Genomic DNA, 17,024 nt, shown 5'->3' on the forward strand with positions numbered 1-17,024 from the left:
GCTGCGGGGATGGAAGGAACGGGCACGCCCCTGGCCGCCATGACCAGATAGTGCCTGTCGTGCCAGAGCGCGCCGAAGGCTATATCGGGGGAGGCTTCCATCCCGGGAAACCTGCAGTACACGTCGATGTCACAGTTCCATTGCGCATGATACCGGGTGCGGGAGTGCGAGTAATGGCGAATAGCCGGGAGGTCGGACGGCCTTTCGAGCCAGCTTCTTCCCCCCAAAAGCTCCACCATTGTGTCCAGCTGGTCCGGGCGGCTGTGGCCACGAGGACGGCTTCATCCTGGTGCAGGGTCTCTGCGGCGTCCATCAGGCGACCGCCGTGCCATAGGAAGAAAGGGTGATTATTCCTCTGCCGCCACACCTGTTCCGACATGAGACTTCCGCAGACACCAGAGGAGCCGCGTATCATCACGCGGGCCCTCGCGAAGCTTCACGCTACCGCTCGGCAGTCAAGTTGTTTCGCGCCGGGGACCGGCTTAGATTAGGGCATGACCAACAACCTCGGGGATGAAGCCGCCCTGCAACTGCAGGACCTCCTGATGGGAACGGAAAACGTCGAGGACTTCCTCGGCCGCCTCGCTGAATTCTCTGCGGCCACGCTCAGCCACGCCGCCGGCGCCGAGATCGAATGCGGCGTGACGCTGCAGCGCCGGAAAAAGACCGCCACCGTAGCGGGAAGCAGCCCCCGGGCCCTCAAACTGGACCGCATCGAACAAAGCCTCGGCGACGGCCCGTGCATCGAGGCCCTGCGGACAGGCTCCGTGGTCCTGCTGGCGGACGTCCACACCGATCCGCGCTGGCCGGAGTACCAGCGCGAGCTCGCCACCCAGGGCGTCCGCAGCACCCTGGGCGTGCCCCTGAAAATCGGCGAGGACGCGGCCGCGGCCCTGAACTTCTTCGGCGCCAAGACCGATATGTTCACCGAGGAAATCATTGCCGAAGCCTCCGGATTTGCCGACCTCGCAGAACGTTCCGTCCGCCTGGCTGTGCGGATCGGGACCGCCCAGTCCCGGGCCGAGGACCTGAAGGCCGCCATGGAGCACCGCACGTCGATCGACCTGGCCTGCGGCGTGATGATGGCCCAGAACCGCTGCTCCCAGGAGGAAGCCATGGGCATCCTCACCCGGGTGTCCAGCAACCGGAACCAGAAGCTCCGCGACGTCGCCGCCGATGTCCTGCGGAATCTCAGCGCAACGGAAGTCCGCACGCACTTCGACGCCTGAGCCTGCGGGCCCGCAGCCCGGCCTAGGATGAAGGGGATGACCACCACACACACCGCCCCCTTCAGCCTCCGCGGCATCGCCGTTCCCGCCTTCGGACCGGCGCTGCTGTTCAGTATCGGCGAGGGAGCGATCCTTCCGGTCGTGGCGCTGTCCGCCCGCGACCTCGGCGCGTCGGTGGCCGTCGCCGCCCTGGTGGTCACCCTGATCGGCCTCGGCTCCTGGTTCTTCAACCTGCCCGCCTCGCTCATTACCCTGAAGTTCGGCGAACGCTGGGCGATCGTGGGCGCCGCGGCGGCCAGCGCCGTCGCACTGGCCGCCGCGGCCCTGTCCCCGCTGGTCCCGGGCGGGCTGTGGCTGCTCGCGGCGGCGATGCTGGTGGTCGGGATGGCCGCGAGCGTCTTCAGCCTGGCCCGGCAGAAGTACCTGACCGAGGCGGTGCCGGTGATCCTCCGGGCCCGCGCCCTGTCCACGCTGGGCGGCGTCAACCGGATCGGCATCTTCATCGGGCCGTTCATCGGCGCGGCCGCGATGCAGTTCGCGGGCATCACCGGCGCCTACTGGGTGGGCGTCGTCGCGATGGCGGCGGCCGCCGTCGTGTCCGTGCGCATCCCGGACCTGGTGGCCAAACCCGCGGCGGACGATGGCGTCCCCGTCCAGCAGGCGACGCTGCGCAGCATCGCCGTCTCCCACGCCGGGGTGTTCCTGTCCGTGAAGATGGGGGTGCTGCTGCTCAGTGCGCTGCGCGCGTCCCGGCAGGTGGTGATCCCGCTGTGGGCCGAGCACCTCGGGATGGACGCGACGCAGGCCTCGCTGATCTACGGGCTTTCCGGCGCCATTGACATGCTGGTGTTCTATCCGGCCGGGAAGCTGATGGACCGCAAGGGCCGGCAATGGGTGGCCATCCCGTCGACGCTCATCATGGGCACGGCCATGCTGCTGATCCCGCTCAGCACCGGCTTCGTAGGGCTGCTGCTCGCGGCGCTCCTGATCGGCTTCGGCAACGGCATCAGTTCGGGCCTGAACATGACGCTGGGGGCAGACTTCTCACCCGACAACGGCCGCGGCCAGTTCCTGGGCATCTGGCGGTTCATGGCCGACGCCGGGGCCACCGGCGGCCCGGTGCTGCTCTCAGGCGTGACCGCCGTGGCCTCGCTCGGGGCCGGGGTGGCCGCCACCGGCGTCCTCGGCTTCGCTGCCGCCGCGGTCTTCGCCGTCACCATTCCCAGGCTCAAGCACCGGCGCAACTACTGAGGATCAGGCGCGGGTGTTGCGGCCGCGCTACCCAACTAACTGGCAGCAGGGGCCGTTTTGAGGGCTCATAACGGCTTTAACTGCCAGCTACTTGGGGGAAGTGCTGGATCGCCGCAGCGAAGACCGGCAGGGCCCGCTGGATCATGTCCTCGCTCGCGGTGAGTGAGATCCGGAAATAGCCCGGGGTCTCGAACAGGGTGCCCGGCAGCACAAAGACGCCCTGGTCCGCGAGGGCGGCGGTGAACTGCTCGTCGTCGTCGGCCGGGGTGCGGACAAACAGGTAGAACGCCCCCTCCGGCCGCGTCACCTGGTACCCCAGGCCGGTCAGAGCGTCCACCAGCAGGTCGCGTTTGCGCTGCAGCTCCCCGACGTCAATCGAGAACTCCTCCAGCCGCGGCAGCGCGTGCTGCAGCAGGGCGTTGGGGTAGATCCAGCCCATCGCCATCTGCAGGGCGCTGATCGCCTCCCGCAGCGGGTCGCGGTCCGGCATGGCGGGCGGCAGCGCCAGGTAGCCGATCCGCTGGCCGGGCGCCAGATGGGTTTTACCGTAGGAGTAGGCCAGCAGCGTGTAGGGATAGTATTCGGCGGGGCTGTGGAACCGGGCGCCGTCGTACACGATCCGGTTGTAGGGCTCGTCGGAGAGCAGGTAGACCCGCCGCCCGTTGCTGCGCGAGGCCCCCTCCAGCATGGCGGCCAGATCCTTCAGGAGCGACGGCGGGTAGATCCGGCCGGTCGGATTGTTGGGCGTGTTGACGATCACCACCCGGGTGCGCGGGGTGATGGCCGCCCCCAAAGCCGCCAGATCGACGTCGAACGTCTCGGCGTCGCAGCGGATCTTGACCGGCACCAGCCCGGCCTCGATCACCAGCGGTTCGTAGAAGAACCAGGGCGGCAGGGTGAAGATGACCTCGTCGCCGGGGTCGGCGACGGCCTTCAGCGCCAGCGGGATCGCTGTGAAGCCGCCCGTGGTGAGGTGGATGTCTGCCGGTTCGAAGGGCAGCCCGAGCAGGCGCTGCAGGGAGGCGGCCGCCGCGGCCTGCGCCTCCGGCTCGTTGGTTTTGTACGCAAACCACTGCTCGTTCCGGGGCGTCAGCGCGTCCCGCAGGGTTGCAACATAGGCGGCCGGCGGCATCTCGTGCGGGTTGCCGAGGGCGAGGTCGCAGATTCCCGGCTCATGCTGGCGCCGGGCGTAGACGGAGTCGCGGAGGAAGGTGTTGATCCGCTCCTGCGACGGGACGGACGCGAGGGTGGTGGCGCGCCGTGAAACGTTCGGTGAGGCGCTCCGTGGAGCGCTCGGTGAAGCCGGAGAATCAGAACTCATGACACTCCCTCGAGACGTGGCTTGACCGTATGGACGGAAGTGCCAGCGCGCTGCTGAGCCAGTGGCTGGGCGGGACTAATTCTGGCCCTCGGCGGGCCGGATGTAAACGGGGTTCGGGTTGACCTCAATCGGGGCGGGTACCCCGGGGGGAACTAACGAGTACCCACTACTCGGGCGGAAGCTCAGGGGGCTTAGTACGTTCGGGCGAGCGCGCCGGTGCATCCAAAAACCGGCCCTACGTGGGGCCGCAGGAGTGCCGCCGTCAGGGTTCGCCCGTGACTATTTGCCACGCATGGTCTCCGCCCGGATGGGTGATGCGTTTCGCCGTACTAAATGGAGAAGATACCCATGTTAGCAAAAAAAGTCCCGCTGGATCGCGCCGCTGGCTGCAACAGCAGCCGTGCTTCTCGCCGCTTCGCCCGCGAGCGCTTATCACACCGATCCGGATGTAGTCATCCCGGCAGCGGAGTCGTGCGGAGACTTTGACCTTGGTCTCGCGGCGACGGGCGGCAACATCAGGGTGATTGAACTCAGCAACGGCAACGTCTACCAGGTTGGCACCGGAGTCATCCTCACCTGGTCCAATGAAGAGAACGGCAAGACGTACACGGTGAAGACGTCCGGTTCCGTGGCCAGGTACGTCCTGAACCCGGACGGAAAGACCTATACGCTCACCCTCACCGGCCAAAACGGATTTGTCTACTTCTCGACGGACAGGCCCGCAGATGAGGGTGGGGCCGGGGCCTACCAGTACACCGGACGGGTTGTGCTCCAGGTTGACTCACCGAAGACCAACAACGTGAGCAACGTCGACGCGACCGCGGGCAAGGCCGTCGACATCTGCGAACTCCTCAAATAGCCACCGCAGAACCCGAAATGGCCCGGGAGTCCTGGGGCTCCCGGGCTTTTCGTGTGCCCGGCTGCCGTTCAGCTTCAGCGGCCCCACCGCCACTTATGCCCGCGTCCGCGGTCAGCGGCGGGGTGCGCTCCGCCGTCGTGCCGCATGCCCGAACAGCATCTGGGTGGCGACGTTGGCGCCCACGCAGGCCGCCACCGCGATTCCCGCCGTCCCTTCACCCCACCGCCGGCTCCCGCCTCGCGTGGCCGGTGGCCTGCTCGAAGCCGTAGGCCACCTGGAGCAGCTCGAAATCCTGCCCGTGGTTCATGGCCAGCTGCAGCCCCACCGGCAGGCCACCGTCGCTGAACCCTGCCGGGACCGAGATGGCAGGGATGCCGGTCGCCGAGATCAGACAGGCCGAGCGCATCCAGTCCAGGTAAGTCTCGAACTCGACGCCGTTGATGGACGTCGGGTACCGCAGGGACGCCTCAAAGGGCAGCAACTGCGCGGTGGGGCTGGCGAACACGTCGTACCGGCCGAAGAAGCGCCGCACGCTGGTGTCCAGCCGGGTCCGGGCGAGGGCTGCGGAGACCAGGTCCTGGCCGCCGAGTGCCCGGCCCCTGTCCACGTTCCAGCGCACCTCGGGCTTGACCACGTCCAGGTGCTTGGCCACCAGCTCACCCAGGCCCAGGGCAAAATCGAACGCCCGGGTGGTGCCGAACACTTCATCCGCGTCCCGCAGGTCCGGCGTGGATTCCTCCACGGTGGCGCCGAGATCCTCGAAGATCCGCAGCTGGCTTTCCAGGACACGCAGCACCTCCTTCTCCACCGGCACGCCCAGGCCGAAGTCCGGCGACCAGCCAATCCGCAGGCCGGTCAGGTCGCGCCGCAGCGGTTCGGTGAATCGCCCGGCCGCCACCGGAGCGGCGTAGGGCACTGCGGAGTCCGGCCCGGCCACGGCCGCCATGGCCAGGGCAATGTCTTCCACGTCGCGGGCCATGGTGCCGGTCCGGGCGAGCCAGGCCCACGCGTTGCGGGTCGGCGCCACCGGGATCACGCCCACCGACGGCCGGAACCCCACCACGTTGCAGAACGACGCCGGGATCCGCAGCGAGCCGCCCATGTCGCTGCCGTCACTGAGCGGCTGGATGCGGGCCGCGATGGCTGCGGCCGCGCCGCCGCTGCTGCCGCCGGCGCTCTTGGCAGTGTCGTAGGGGTTGACGGTGGTGCCGAAGACGTCGTTGAAGGTGTGCGAGCCCGCCGCGAACTCCGGCACATTGGTCTTGCCGGTGGTGACCACCCCGGCCGCCTTGAACCTGGCGATGATGAGGTCATCAAAGTCCGGCACAAAATCCCGGAAGATGACCGAGCCCTGCGTGGTCCGCAGTCCCTTGGTGTTGTTGGTGTCCTTGTGCGTCATGGGCAGGCCGTGGAACGGCGGGAGCTCCGCCCCGGAGGCGGTGAGCGCGTCGGCGGCCGCGGCCAGCGCCGCAGCACCCTCGCGGTCCTCGGTCACCACCGCGTTGAGCTGTCCGTTCACGGCGTCGATCCGGGCGAAGTGCGCATCGAGGGCCTCCCGTGCGGAGATGTCCCGACGCCGGATGGCCGCGGTCAGCTCCGTGGCGGACAGCGCGCTGATGCCGTCGGCGGCCGCGAAGGCCGCTGGGCGTGTGGCCGGGCCGGCCCCGGACCGGGCCGCCGCCTCGGTCATAGCGCGGCCCCGGACCGGCCCACCCGGGAGAGCAGGGAGGTCAAGGCGGCGCGGAGGCCCGTGCTCAGGGTCGGTTCGATGTCCGGTGCGAAGTACGGGGAGTGGTTCCCGGGAAGGGGAGTCTCGGCGTCGAGCCTTTCCTGCGTGTAGGCACCGAACATCCAGTACACGGACGGTACCTCCAGCACCTCGGCGAGGAGCCCGAAGTCCTCGCTGCCCATCACCGGCGGGACCACGTTGACGCAGTCCTCGCCGAGGGCGGCCTGGAACTCGCTGATCAGGGCGTCAGCGGAGGCGGGGTCGTTGTAGCACCGCGGGAAGCTGGAGATTTCCTCGATCTCGGGGGCGGGGGCTCCGGAGGCGTCCGCTTCGGCGTGCAGTATGCGTCGCAGGGAATCGAGCACGCGGGTGCGGACGTCGACGTCGAACGTCCGGACGTTGACGGAGAACTCGGCCGTGGCCGGGATGATGTTTTCCTTCAGCCCGGCATGGAAGGTGCCCACGGTCACCACGGCGGACTTCATCGGGTGGACCTCGCGGGAGACGATGGTCTGCAGCCGCACCACCATGTGGGCGCCGAGGACGATCGGGTCGATGGACTGTTCCGGCTGGGAGCCGTGCGCCTGGCGGCCGTGGACGGTGATCTTCCAGGAGTCGGCCATGGCCATGGCCGTACCGCTGCTGATGTTGACTGTCCCGGACAGGCCCGGCCAGACATGCTGCCCGTAGATGATTTCCGGCTTCGGGGCCTTGTCCCAGAGGCCGTTTTCGATCATGGCATTGGCCCCGGCGGCGGTTTCCTCGCCGGGCTGGAAGATGAAGACCACGGTCCCGGACCACGCGTCCAGGTTTTCGCTCAGCAGTTGGGCGGCCGTCAGGGCGACGGTCATGTGGGTGTCATGGCCGCAGCCGTGCATCACCGGGACGGCCGTGCCGTCCGCGAGCGTGCCGGTGGCGGTGCTGGCGAACTCCAGACCGGTGTCTTCCTTCATCGGCAGGCCGTCGGTGTCCGCACGGTAGCCCACGACGGGTCCAGTCCCGTTGCGCAGGATCCCGACGACGCCGGTGCCGCCGCAGATAAACGTTTCCAGCCCCAGCGCGTCGAGCTTCTGCTGGATGAACGCCGCTGTGTTGGTCTCCTGCATGGAGAGTTCAGGATGGGTGTGAAGGTGGCGGTAAAGCTCGTGCATTTCGGCCCGGCGGGTGTCGGTGAGTTCAAACAAGGCAGTGCTGGTGGTCATGGTGTTCCTTCCGGAAGAGTTCGGAGTTCGGAGTCTGGTTCGGGGCGCTCTGTGGGCTTGGTTCAGCGGGCCTGGTTCGCTGGGTGCAGATGCGCCTAGTTCACGAGGGTGGCGGCGGGCACGTCCTTGCGGGGCCGCAGGAACCACGCCAGGGTCGCCGTCAGCAGGACCACGATCCCGGTGGCCGGCTTGGCGAGCGCCGGGACGGCGGGGACCAAGACGAAGAGGACGACGACGGCGACGACGACGGCGATAACCGTCACCCGGGGCTGCTTCATGGTGACGACGAGCTGGACCAGAACCGCGCCGATGATGCTGGGGAAGATGTAAAGCCGGGCGACGTCGACGACGCCGGCCGGGATGACGCTGACCAGCCAGGTGCCGAGCACACCGACGAACAGCAGCATCGAGAACACGTGCACCATCGCGGCTCCGCAGATGGCCATGAGGGCCGCAAACTCGCCGCGTTTGGTGCCTGCCTTGGCGCCAATGGTTGCTTGGGCCACGAGGGCCGACGGGAGCAGCTTGTTGGCGATGTTGCCGATCATAAAGGCCTGGTACATCGCGGCCGGGCCGAGGACCGGGTAGTAGGTGATGGGTTCGACAAACCACAACACGAAGAACGCGGCCGCGACGGCGAAGAAGGCCGTCCAGACCTGGCCGGAGGTGATGCCCAGGTCGCCGAAGAGGACCAGGTAGAGCGGAGCCGCGAGCGAGAGGATGAGCGCGGAGCCCATGGTGATCTGGCCCCAGCGGGAGGTGGTGCGGTCGAATTCAAGGAGGGTCGCGGCGCGTGAGGCATCAGTAGCGAGAGCAGTCATGAAAATCAATCCTTTCGAGACGGGATATGGCTGGAATTCGCTGCCTAGGCAGCCATGCCGGACGTGTGGGCGGCGTAGGCGACGAACAGGCCAACCAGGATCGAGATCCCGAGTCCCCATTCCCGGAGCCACGCGACGTCGAACTTCTTGGCCAGCGCGAGGCAGATGCCCATGACCAGGGCGGACACGATGACCGTGATGATATGCACGGGGGTCTTGCCGAGCTCCGCGACGCCAAGGCTGGCGAACGCCCCGATCAGGGCCGCCGCGGGAACGATCGCCATCAGGGCCGGGTTGACCCTGCGCAGTTTCGAATCACCGCGCCGGAGGATCGGGGTGAGGATCAACGTCGAAATCATCCACATGGCACCGGACATGCTCATCGCCATGAACGCCACCGCAAAGACGCTCTGGTTGTAACCCGGGCCGCCGAGCGTTGCCCCCATGGTGGTGGCGGCGAGGCTCGCCGATGCGGATTCTGTGGCTGCGGAACCCACCAGGCCGATCCGGACCAGCACCGCGGGCGTCCCGAACAGTGTCATCAGCGCAATGCTGACCAGCACGACGGCGAGGGACGGGCCGATCGCCGCCACGCCCCCGGCACGGAATGCTTGTTTCAACTCGGTCTGGGAAATGTCAGCGGCCGGCCCGGCCTTCCTGGCGGCGCGCATGTAGATGACGGATTGGAGAATGATGGCCCCGAAGACACCGATGGCCAGAACCCACAGGACGGGGATGTTGGCGATCGAGAGGATGTCCGTGGAGGCCCCGGGAGTTTCTGCAGTAGTCATGGATGCTCCGATGCTGGATGAGGATGCGAGCGGATAAGGGAGTGGCGTGCTGCTGGGTGAGTGAAGCTCAGGTCAGGTCAGGTCAGTTCTGTTCAGTTATCAGGTCCAGTCGATTCAGTTCAGAACTGCGGGGGACGGCTCGGTGCGGTCGAGCAGGGTCAGCGTCTGCGCCAGGGCACCGACGCCGGTGGCAATGTCCGCGAAATCGGTCCATTCCTCCGGGCAGTGGCTCTTGCCAGCCCTGGAGGGGACAAAAATCATGCCCATCGGCGCCAGCGCCGCCATGTGAACGGCGTCGTGGGTGGCCCCGCTGGGGATGGGCATCCATGGAATGCCGATGGCGTTGGCGGCCGCGGCGGCGACGTCGTGGATACGGGGGTGGGCGTGAACCACGGTGTTGTCGGTGGTCCAGTCGAACTCGACGTCGACCCCCAGATTCCGGGCGTTGGCCAGGATCTCCTCGGCCAGGCGGCCGCGGACCCCGCTGAGCCAGGCGTTGTCGACGCTCCGGACTTCGCTGGTCATCCGGACGAGGGACGGGACCACGTTGGGCGACCGCGATTCGGATTCGATTCGGGTGGTGGTGGCGACCCCGTGGTTGGGGGCTCCGCAGCCTTCGCGGCGGACCGAGAGCACCGCTTCGGCCGCGGCGACCATGGCGTCCTTTCGATCATTCATCGGCCGGGTGCCGGCGTGGTCGGGGCTTCCCGTGAAGGTTGCGACGAGCCGCTCGATCCCGGTGATCGCGGTGACGATGCCCAGCGGCAGCTGGCGCTGTTCCAGCGTGGGGCCCTGTTCGATGTGCAGCTCGATGAAGGCATGGAGCGGTGCGGTGCGGGCCCAGCGTGTCTGGAACACGGCCCCGGGATTGAGCCCGAAGTCCCGGTACGCCTGCCCGAGGCTGACGCCGCGGTAATCCTGCCGGTCCAGATCGGCGGGGGTTAGTTCGCCGGCGATGGCCCTGCTGCCCAGACAGCTGAGGCCGAAGGCATTGGATTCCTCGCCGAGGAAGTCCACCACCAGAAGGTCGCGGCTGAGCCGTTGTCCGGATTCCCGAAGCAGCTGCACGGCTTCCAGCGCGCCGAGCACCCCCACGACGCCGTCGAAACGGCCGCCGCCGTCGACCGTGTCCGTGTGTGAACCGGTCACCAGCGCCGGGGCGTTGGGATCTGTGCCGGCGAGCCGGCCGACGATATTGCCGGCGGAGTCCACCTGGACCTCCAGCCCCGCGGCAGCCATCCGTTCGGAAACCCACTGCCGGGACTCCCGGTACGCCTCGCTGAACACCTCCCTGGTCCAGCCGGGCCGGGCCGTTTCCCGGTACTTGGCCAGTTCCAAGATGCCGTCACCGAGTCGTTCGGCGGCTTCCTGGCTCTGGTCGGTGAGATCGAGCATCGGGCTCCTTCGTCGAGCATCGGTCCGAACATGTGACGGTTAGTGCAATCGATTGCGCTGCGCCGGTTGCAACACTGCGCGGAGGGGAATGTTTCGTACATCACACTAGAATCCTGTTGTTTCGTCAAGGTTTCTTCCCGATTAAAATTTGGATGATCATGCTGGCCTCGGGAAACGGCGCAAACCTTTGCATGGGATTTCAACCGGATGGCTCTAGACTTCTGGGAACACCCGAAGGGGGCACCACCATCGCCGATTCACCCGCACCCGGGCGCTCCAAGCCCGTCACGCTGGCCACGGTGGCCCGTCACGCCCAGGTGCATGTCTCCACCGCCTCCCGGGCGCTCAGCGACGACCCCGCGGGGATCAGCACCGAGACCGTCCGGCGCGTGCGCGAGCTCGCTGCCATGCTCGGTTACCACCGCAATCTAGGCGCCGCCGGGCTCCGGACCGGAAGCTCACGACTGATTGGCGTATTGGTTCCCCGCCTGACCGATCTGGCGCTCGCCACGATCTACGAGAGCATTGACGCGACTGCGGAGTCGGCCGGCTACAGCACCGTAGTAGCGAACACCTACGACGACCCCGAGCACCGCCGGGCCCGGCTCGATGCCATGCTGTCCCGGCGGATGGACGGGGTGATTATTGGGGATTCGCACATCGGCGACACGGCCGGCTACGAGCTGCAGAGCCGCGGCGTCCCCTATGTGCTCGTGATGCGCCGGCTGGAGGGGCATCTGTCCGTGGCGACCGACGACGAGCTTGGCGGCAGACTGGCCGCGCAGCACCTTTTGGAGTTGGGTCACAAGCGGGTCGGCATCATCGCCGGGGACCTGCTGGCGAGCACCGGACGGGAACGGTCCCAGGGCTTCCGGCGTGCGTTCGAAGCCGCGGGCTATCCGGTGGAGGACCCGTATGTGGTGAGCAACGGATTCGGCACGGCTGCCGGTCGCGTGGCCGGAGCGCAGCTGCTGGCACTGCCCGAGCCGCCCACGGCGATCTTTGCCGTGGACGACCTCACCGCCCTTGGTGCGATGGGTGCCATCCGGGCCGCTGGAAAAAGGCTGCGGGAAGATGTAGCGCTCATCGGCTACAACGACCTCATCCTGGCCGACAACCTGCCCGTCCCGCTCACGTCAGTCCGTTCGGACCTGAAGGCCATGGGCCGGCTCAGCGTCGAGGCCCTGCTGCAGGGGATCAGCGGCAAAACGGCGAGCTCAACGCTGCTCCCGCCGGTCCTGGTGCCGCGGGCGACGACGGTGGCTGACTAGACGGGTCCGGGGGAGGGCAGGCCATAGGAACTCTGGTCAGCCGGTCGCTCCGCTGGCAGGTTGACCCCCAGGAGCTGACCGGAAGCCTCGGCCTAGCGCAGGGGCCCGCTCCGCCGTCGTGCCGCATGCCCGAACAGCCACACGCCGGTGACCGTGGCGAGGTAGCCGGCGATGACGATCAGCGCGGTCCCGGCCCAGAAGTAGTGGGTGGTGCTGTCCTCCAGGCCCTGCCCGGCGGCGACACTCAGCAATGAGAAAGCGGCTGCGGCGAGCCCGGCCACCAGCGGCAGCGCGAGCCACAGCGGGGAGGAGGACGAGTGCCGGCCGTAGCCGTCCCAGACGTTCCAGCGCGGCCCCTTGCGGATGATCAGCCAGCCCGCCGGCAGCATAAACACCGCCACGACGAGGAAGGCCGCGACGACGTCGGCGGGCCGGTGCCACTGGTTGATCAGCGTGGACACCCCGGTGGCGACGGCGAAGCTGCCGCCCAGGAAACCGGCGAGCGGACGCCAGCGCGGGGAGACCATCAGGAACACCGCCGCCGCGGCCGACGCCGCCAGGGTGGTGTGGCCGGAGGGCAGCGAGTTCAGCTCCAGGGTCTCGATCCCGCGGTAGGGCCGGTCCGGGACGATGTCCTTCAGGATCTGGGTGGCCACGTTGGCGCCCACGCAGGCCGCCACCGCGATTCCCGCGGCGGTCCAGCGCCGCTTCACTACGGTGACGATCAGGACCACCACCGCGGAGATCAGCAGGGACAGCGCGGGCAGCGAGTCGAGGAGCTTGTTGGCGGCCTTGCCGGCGGTGCCGTGGATTTCGACCGCCTCCACGAGGGCCGATTCGTCGATGAACTGGCCCGTGGTGGTGCGGACGAAGAAGTAGTAGGTCGCGGCCAGCGCCGCCATGCTGGCGAGGGTGGCCAGCAGGAACAGGAACCCGCTGCCCCGGCCCTGGCGGCCCGCGGGGACGGCGGCTGCGGGTACTCCGAAGCCGGCTGCATACTGGTGTGTTCCTGCCGAAAAATCATCCATCTCAGGTTCCCACAGAACCCTGCGAAGTTTCTGAGGGCGACCCGCTGCGGCACGGGTAGTGTTTTGGCCATGGACACCGCGGCGCACCATCCGGACCCAGCTTTCCCCCGCTTCCATCCGCGGCCCGGGCAAGGCTGGATCAACGACCCCAACGGACTGAGCTACGTGGACGGCCGCTACCACGTGTTTTTCCAGTACAACCCGGACTCGGCGCGGCACCACAGCATCTGCTGGGGGCACCTGAGTTCCTCCGACCTGGTCCACTGGGACGAGGAGCCGGTGGCGCTCCGGCCCCAGCCCGGCGGGCCGGACGCGCTGGGCTGCTGGTCCGGTGTGGTGACCGACGACGGCGGCGTCCCCACCGCCGCGTACTCCGGCGTCGACACCGTGGGCGGCCACTCCCGCGTAGTCCTGGCCCGGGCGGATCAGGCCCTGCGCACCTGGTCCCAGGACGGGCACGTCGCGGCCGAGGTGCCCCCGGACCCGCAGGTCACCGCCGTCCGCGACCCGTTCCTCTTCACCTTCCAGGGCCGCCGCTTCGCCCTCCAGGGCGCCGGGCTCGCCTCCGGCCACGCCGCCGTGCTCCTCTACAGCGTGGAGGACCTCCGCCACTGGAGGTACGAGGGGATCTGGTTCAGCTCGGAGGACCCGCTCGCGGCCCGGCATCTGCCCGCGGAAATCTGGGAATGCCCGCAGCTGGTCCGGGTCCCGGATTCCTCCGGCGCCGAGACCTGGGTGCTGATGGCCTCGCTGTGGCTCGCGGCCGACCACCACGACCACCCCAACGGCGTCGGCTACCTCCTCGGCTCGCTGGCAGTGGACGGCAGCGGGCTGCCGGTGTTCACCCCGGCGTCGGGCGGGAAAGCCGACCTGGGACGGGAGTTCTACGCCCCGCAGCTCCTCTCCCTGCCGGACCGGGCGCTGCTCTGGGGCTGGTCCGGGGAACTGGAGGACCGCGAGGGCCGGACTGGACGCAGCCAGGCGCAGACGGACGACGCCGGCTGGGCCGGGATCCTGACGTTCCCGCGCCAGCTGTCCGTGCACGGCGGGGTCCTCGCCGTCGAACCTGCCCCTGAACTCCGCGCCTACCGCGGCGCCCGGCTCCACCGCGGTGCGGCGGGGGCCGTCGCCCTGCCGGCGGCGGCGGAGGTCCGGGTCGCCGGGGGAGAGGGCACCCTGCGGCTGGTCCTGATCACGGCGGGGGAGCGGCGGACCGTGTTCGCCGACGCCGTGGCGGGCGGCGATGAGCTGCGGATCTTCATTGACGCCTCGATCGTGGAGGTCTACCGCCACGGCTCAGTGCCCACCACCCTGCGCGCCTACCCCGGCCCCGGCGAGGAATGGCAGATCGAATTGCCGCACGGCGCCGCGGCCGACGTGTGGGAGCTCCGGCACCCGGGCCTTTCCCAGCCCGTGCAGGAACCGTCCCCGTGAGCGGGGCGGGCACCGCGCCGGCACCGGAGTGCCAGTCCCGGTATGGGAGGATGTTCGGGTGACTTCCCGCGACCCCGCCCAGCTCCGCCGCCCCAGTGGCCGACGGTACAGCGGCCGCCGGTATGCGGGGCTGGTTGCTGCGGTTCTGGCATTGGTGATCGGTGTGTCGGCGTGTTCGGCCCCTTCTCCGACGGTGTCTTCCGGCTCAGTGAGCAACGCTCCTGCACCGGAGGGGAAAGCATCGGCTGTCCCGTCCCAGGAAATCACCGGCGCGTCCGCTTCGGCAACCGCCGCACCCTCCGGCGTTTCCAGCGCCGTGGACGCGGCGCTGCAGACTTTGCTGGTGGCCTCGCCGCAACCGAGCCGGGAGCAAATCCGCGAGAGCCTGTCCGCAGTCGGGTTCGCCCCGGCCACGGTGGAGGTTTCGGCGTCGAAAACGCCCACCGGACTGGCCGCTGACGCCGTCGAAATTGGAGTGCTGGGCGACAACGCATGTGTGATGGCGCAGATCCGGTCCGGAACTGTGGCAACGTCAGTCTTGCCGGTTCTTCCGAACGGGCGATGCTTTATTGGCAGCTTCCAGCGGTAGTCAACAGGAGTGGCATGTCGAAGGTACTGAACCGCCGCGCCGGGATTGCGCAGGAAACCCACAGCACCCGCCGGCGTCGTTCCCTCATGGCCGTCCAGGTGGCGGGCGAGCTGCTGATAACACTCGGCGTGATTGCCGTCCTCTTCGTCGCCTGGCAGCTGTGGTGGACGAACGTTGAAGCGGGCGCGGCCCAGGGAGCTGCCGTGAAACAGTTTGTCCACGAGCACCAGGTGCCCGTCACGAATGACCCTCCCGCCACCGCACCGGCGGACCCTGCAGCGCCGGTGGACCCTGCGGCCGTGCCGGTCGGCACCGCGCCGGCCCACGGAGCGGCGATCGGGGTCATCTACATTCCCCGCTTCGGCGCCGACTACAGCCGCCCGATCATCGAGGGCACCAGCCGGGACGTCATCGACACACTCGGCCTGGGCCGCTATCCGGGGACGGCGATGCCGGGAGCCGTGGGCAACTTTGTGATGGCAGGCCACCGCCAGACGCACGGCGCGGTTCTCGATAACATCCACACGCTGGTGCCCGGGGACAAAATCTACGTTCAGACGGCCGACGGGTTCTATACCTACGTCTTCCGGAACCAGGAGATCGTGCTGCCGGACCGGACGGATGTGCTGGCGCCGGTGCCGATGCAGCCCGGCGCAGCGCCGGAGCAGCGGCTCTTGACCATGACCAGCTGCAACCCGCGTTTTGGGTCCGAGGAGCGCATCATCGCCTACTCGGTTTTCGATTCATGGCAGCCGCTCAGCGCCGGGCCTCCGGCGCCCATCGCCAAGCAGCTCGCTGCACTGCAGGGGAAGGGTTAGACCATGTACGTTTGGCTTTTTCGGCAACTTCCCGGGACTCTCTGGCTGAGGATCCTTCTGTCGGCGGTGATCCTGGCGGGAGTACTGCTGGTGCTGGTCGACGTCGTTTTTCCCTGGCTGGCTGACATGACCAACCTGACCGACGCCACGGTCGGCTAGATGGCGCCCCCGAGCCCGCCGCTGCCGCTGCCGCCCGCGTTGCCCGAGCTGGAGGAACTCCTCGCCGGCGCCCATGTGGTGAGCCTGCCGATGCGGGTGAAGTTCCGCGGCATCCTCCAGCGCGAGGCCCTGCTGCTGGACGGCCCGCTGGGCTGGGGTGAGTTCTGCCCCTTCCCGGAGTACGGCGACCAGGAAGCCTCCCGCTGGCTCGCCGCCGCGGTCGAGGCGGGCTGGCAGGGCTTCCCCGAACCCGTCCGTTCGCTGATTCCCGTCAACGCCACGATCCCCGCCGTCACCGCGGACCGGGTCCCGGAAATCCTGGCCCGGTTCGGCCGGGTGGACGCCGTCAAGATCAAGGTGGCCGAACCCGGGCAGAGCCTCGACGACGACGCTGCGCGGGTCGCCGCGGTCCGCGAGGCGCTCCCGGACGCCGCGATCCGGGTGGACGCGAACGGCGGCTGGGGCGTGCGGACCGCCGTCGAGGCACTGACCCGGCTGTCCGGCGTCGGGCTCGAATACGCCGAACAGCCGGTGCCGGACATCGCCGGGCTCGCCGAGGTCCGCCGCCGGCTGCGGGCCGCCGGGGTCCCGGTGCTGATCGCCGCGGACGAAAGCGTGCGCAAGGAGGACGACCCGCTCAAGGTCGCGCGCGCCGGCGCCGCGGACCTGATCGTCGTGAAGGTGGCACCGCTCGGCGGAGTGCGGCGCGCGCTGGACATCGTGGCGCAGGCCGGGCTCCCCGCCGTCGTCAGCTCCGCGCTGGACACGTCCGTGGGAATCCGCGCCGGACTGGCGCTCGCCGCCGCGCTGCCCGAACTGCCGTACGCGTGCGGGCTGGGGACCGTGTCCCTGCTCGCCGCCGATGTCACCCGGGACTCGCTGGTGCCCGACGACGGCTCTATCCGGGTCCGCGAGGTCGCCGCCGATCCGGCCCTGCTGGCCGAGCATGCCGCTGCGCCGGAGCGCCGGGACTGGTGGCTGGACCGGCTGCGCCGGGTCCATGCAGTGCTGGCTTTGGCCCGCCCCTGAGACGCTCCCTCAGGTTCCGCCGGGGGTTGGCTGACGCTCCCTCAGGTTCCGCAGGGGGTTGGCTGACGCTCCCTCGGGTCTTGCGGGTTCCGCCCGCG

At 68.7% G+C, this 17,024-nt stretch carries 16 protein-coding genes; 9 read left to right on the forward strand and 7 right to left on the reverse strand.

The genetic code is table 11. The annotated features are described in order from the left end of the window. The first annotated feature begins 494 nt into the window (after positions 1-494). Both ACVWZ8_RS11900 and ACVWZ8_RS11905 read left to right on the forward strand, forming a co-directional pair. Positions 495-1,229, forward strand: coding sequence for a GAF and ANTAR domain-containing protein (locus tag ACVWZ8_RS11900; RefSeq protein WP_456504760.1), 735 nt, complete (start codon positions 495-497; stop codon positions 1,227-1,229). A 36-nt stretch (positions 1,230-1,265) separates the two neighbouring features. Beyond that, a complete protein-coding gene (locus ACVWZ8_RS11905) occupies positions 1,266-2,480 on the forward strand; it encodes an MFS transporter (RefSeq protein WP_456504761.1) in 1,215 nt (404 codons plus the stop codon). Positions 2,481-2,556: 76 nt separating this feature from the next. Here the strand turns inward: ACVWZ8_RS11905 and ACVWZ8_RS11910 are convergent, their stop codons facing one another. Beyond that, the gene (locus ACVWZ8_RS11910; protein WP_456504762.1) at positions 2,557-3,801 is read right to left on the reverse strand and encodes an aminotransferase class I/II-fold pyridoxal phosphate-dependent enzyme; all 1,245 of its coding nucleotides are present in this window, start codon (positions 3,799-3,801) and stop codon (positions 2,557-2,559) included. A 400-nt stretch (positions 3,802-4,201) separates the two neighbouring features. On the opposite strand from ACVWZ8_RS11910, the gene ACVWZ8_RS11915 reads away from it, so the two are divergent. Further along, positions 4,202-4,660: a hypothetical protein gene (locus ACVWZ8_RS11915; protein WP_456504763.1), complete on the forward strand. Its 459-nt coding sequence runs from the start codon at positions 4,202-4,204 to the stop codon at positions 4,658-4,660. Positions 4,661-4,874: 214 nt separating this feature from the next. On the opposite strand, the gene ACVWZ8_RS11920 is transcribed toward ACVWZ8_RS11915, so the two are convergent. From ACVWZ8_RS11920 to ACVWZ8_RS11940, 5 genes are all read right to left on the reverse strand, one after another. Beyond that, positions 4,875-6,350 (reverse strand): amidase, encoded by a 1,476-nt coding sequence (locus ACVWZ8_RS11920; protein WP_456504764.1) that lies wholly within the window; start codon positions 6,348-6,350, stop codon positions 4,875-4,877. Next, on the reverse strand, positions 6,347-7,591 hold the full coding sequence (locus tag ACVWZ8_RS11925) for an amidohydrolase (protein ID WP_456504765.1): 1,245 nt from the start codon (positions 7,589-7,591) through the stop codon (positions 6,347-6,349). The genes ACVWZ8_RS11920 and ACVWZ8_RS11925 overlap by 4 nt, the downstream gene beginning before the upstream one ends. Positions 7,592-7,686: 95 nt before the next feature. Continuing rightward, on the reverse strand, positions 7,687-8,412 hold the full coding sequence (locus ACVWZ8_RS11930) for a hypothetical protein (protein ID WP_456504766.1): 726 nt from the start codon (positions 8,410-8,412) through the stop codon (positions 7,687-7,689). Between the two features lie 44 nt (positions 8,413-8,456). Continuing rightward, on the reverse strand, positions 8,457-9,203 hold the full coding sequence (locus tag ACVWZ8_RS11935; RefSeq protein WP_456504767.1) for a DUF5058 family protein: 747 nt from the start codon (positions 9,201-9,203) through the stop codon (positions 8,457-8,459). A gap of 114 nt (positions 9,204-9,317) precedes the next feature. Beyond that, complete coding sequence (locus ACVWZ8_RS11940) at positions 9,318-10,598, reverse strand: M20 family metallo-hydrolase (RefSeq protein ID WP_456504768.1); 1,281 nt, start codon at positions 10,596-10,598, stop codon at positions 9,318-9,320. Between the two features lie 191 nt (positions 10,599-10,789). Between ACVWZ8_RS11940 and ACVWZ8_RS11945 the strand changes: the two genes are divergently transcribed. After that, positions 10,790-11,869, forward strand: a complete 1,080-nt coding sequence (locus ACVWZ8_RS11945) for a LacI family DNA-binding transcriptional regulator (protein ID WP_456504769.1) — start codon at positions 10,790-10,792, stop codon at positions 11,867-11,869. 92 nt (positions 11,870-11,961) lie between these two features. On the opposite strand, the gene ACVWZ8_RS11950 is transcribed toward ACVWZ8_RS11945, so the two are convergent. Further along, the gene (locus ACVWZ8_RS11950; protein ID WP_456504770.1) at positions 11,962-12,897 is read right to left on the reverse strand and encodes a phosphatase PAP2 family protein; all 936 of its coding nucleotides are present in this window, start codon (positions 12,895-12,897) and stop codon (positions 11,962-11,964) included. A gap of 69 nt (positions 12,898-12,966) precedes the next feature. On the opposite strand from ACVWZ8_RS11950, the gene ACVWZ8_RS11955 reads away from it, so the two are divergent. The 5 genes from ACVWZ8_RS11955 (at position 12,967) to ACVWZ8_RS11975 (ending at position 16,926) form a co-directional block, all read left to right on the forward strand. Continuing rightward, the gene (locus tag ACVWZ8_RS11955; protein WP_456504771.1) at positions 12,967-14,331 is read left to right on the forward strand and encodes a glycoside hydrolase family 32 protein; all 1,365 of its coding nucleotides are present in this window, start codon (positions 12,967-12,969) and stop codon (positions 14,329-14,331) included. A gap of 208 nt (positions 14,332-14,539) precedes the next feature. After that, entirely contained in the window at positions 14,540-14,920 is a 381-nt protein-coding gene (locus ACVWZ8_RS11960) for a DUF6993 domain-containing protein (RefSeq protein WP_456504772.1), read from the forward strand. Between the two features lie 14 nt (positions 14,921-14,934). After that, positions 14,935-15,738 carry a class E sortase gene (locus ACVWZ8_RS11965; protein ID WP_456504773.1) on the forward strand — a complete coding sequence of 268 codons (804 nt, stop codon included), beginning with the start codon at positions 14,935-14,937 and terminating at the stop codon, positions 15,736-15,738. Positions 15,739-15,741: 3 nt separating this feature from the next. Next, complete coding sequence (locus tag ACVWZ8_RS11970) at positions 15,742-15,897, forward strand: hypothetical protein (RefSeq protein ID WP_456504774.1); 156 nt, start codon at positions 15,742-15,744, stop codon at positions 15,895-15,897. Then, positions 15,898-16,926 (forward strand): o-succinylbenzoate synthase, encoded by a 1,029-nt coding sequence (locus ACVWZ8_RS11975; RefSeq protein WP_456504775.1) that lies wholly within the window; start codon positions 15,898-15,900, stop codon positions 16,924-16,926. Positions 16,927-17,024: the final 98 nt, after the last annotated feature.

This window comes from Arthrobacter sp. UYCu723 (genome assembly GCF_054059215.1).

Coding starts and splice junctions, on each gene's coding strand:
- ACVWZ8_RS11900 (WP_456504760.1), top strand. CDS start 495: ATGACCAACAACCTCGGGGATGAAGCCGCCCTGCAACTGCAGGACCTC.
- ACVWZ8_RS11905 (WP_456504761.1), top strand. CDS start 1,266: ATGACCACCACACACACCGCCCCCTTCAGCCTCCGCGGCATCGCCGTT.
- ACVWZ8_RS11910 (WP_456504762.1), bottom strand. CDS start 3,801: ATGAGTTCTGATTCTCCGGCTTCACCGAGCGCTCCACGGAGCGCCTCA.
- ACVWZ8_RS11920 (WP_456504764.1), bottom strand. CDS start 6,350: ATGACCGAGGCGGCGGCCCGGTCCGGGGCCGGCCCGGCCACACGCCCA.
- ACVWZ8_RS11925 (WP_456504765.1), bottom strand. CDS start 7,591: ATGACCACCAGCACTGCCTTGTTTGAACTCACCGACACCCGCCGGGCC.
- ACVWZ8_RS11930 (WP_456504766.1), bottom strand. CDS start 8,412: ATGACTGCTCTCGCTACTGATGCCTCACGCGCCGCGACCCTCCTTGAA.
- ACVWZ8_RS11935 (WP_456504767.1), bottom strand. CDS start 9,203: ATGACTACTGCAGAAACTCCCGGGGCCTCCACGGACATCCTCTCGATC.
- ACVWZ8_RS11940 (WP_456504768.1), bottom strand. CDS start 10,598: ATGCTCGATCTCACCGACCAGAGCCAGGAAGCCGCCGAACGACTCGGT.
- ACVWZ8_RS11945 (WP_456504769.1), top strand. CDS start 10,790: ATGGGATTTCAACCGGATGGCTCTAGACTTCTGGGAACACCCGAAGGG.
- ACVWZ8_RS11950 (WP_456504770.1), bottom strand. CDS start 12,897: ATGGATGATTTTTCGGCAGGAACACACCAGTATGCAGCCGGCTTCGGA.
- ACVWZ8_RS11955 (WP_456504771.1), top strand. CDS start 12,967: ATGGACACCGCGGCGCACCATCCGGACCCAGCTTTCCCCCGCTTCCAT.
- ACVWZ8_RS11965 (WP_456504773.1), top strand. CDS start 14,935: ATGTCGAAGGTACTGAACCGCCGCGCCGGGATTGCGCAGGAAACCCAC.
- ACVWZ8_RS11970 (WP_456504774.1), top strand. CDS start 15,742: ATGTACGTTTGGCTTTTTCGGCAACTTCCCGGGACTCTCTGGCTGAGG.
- ACVWZ8_RS11975 (WP_456504775.1), top strand. CDS start 15,898: ATGGCGCCCCCGAGCCCGCCGCTGCCGCTGCCGCCCGCGTTGCCCGAG.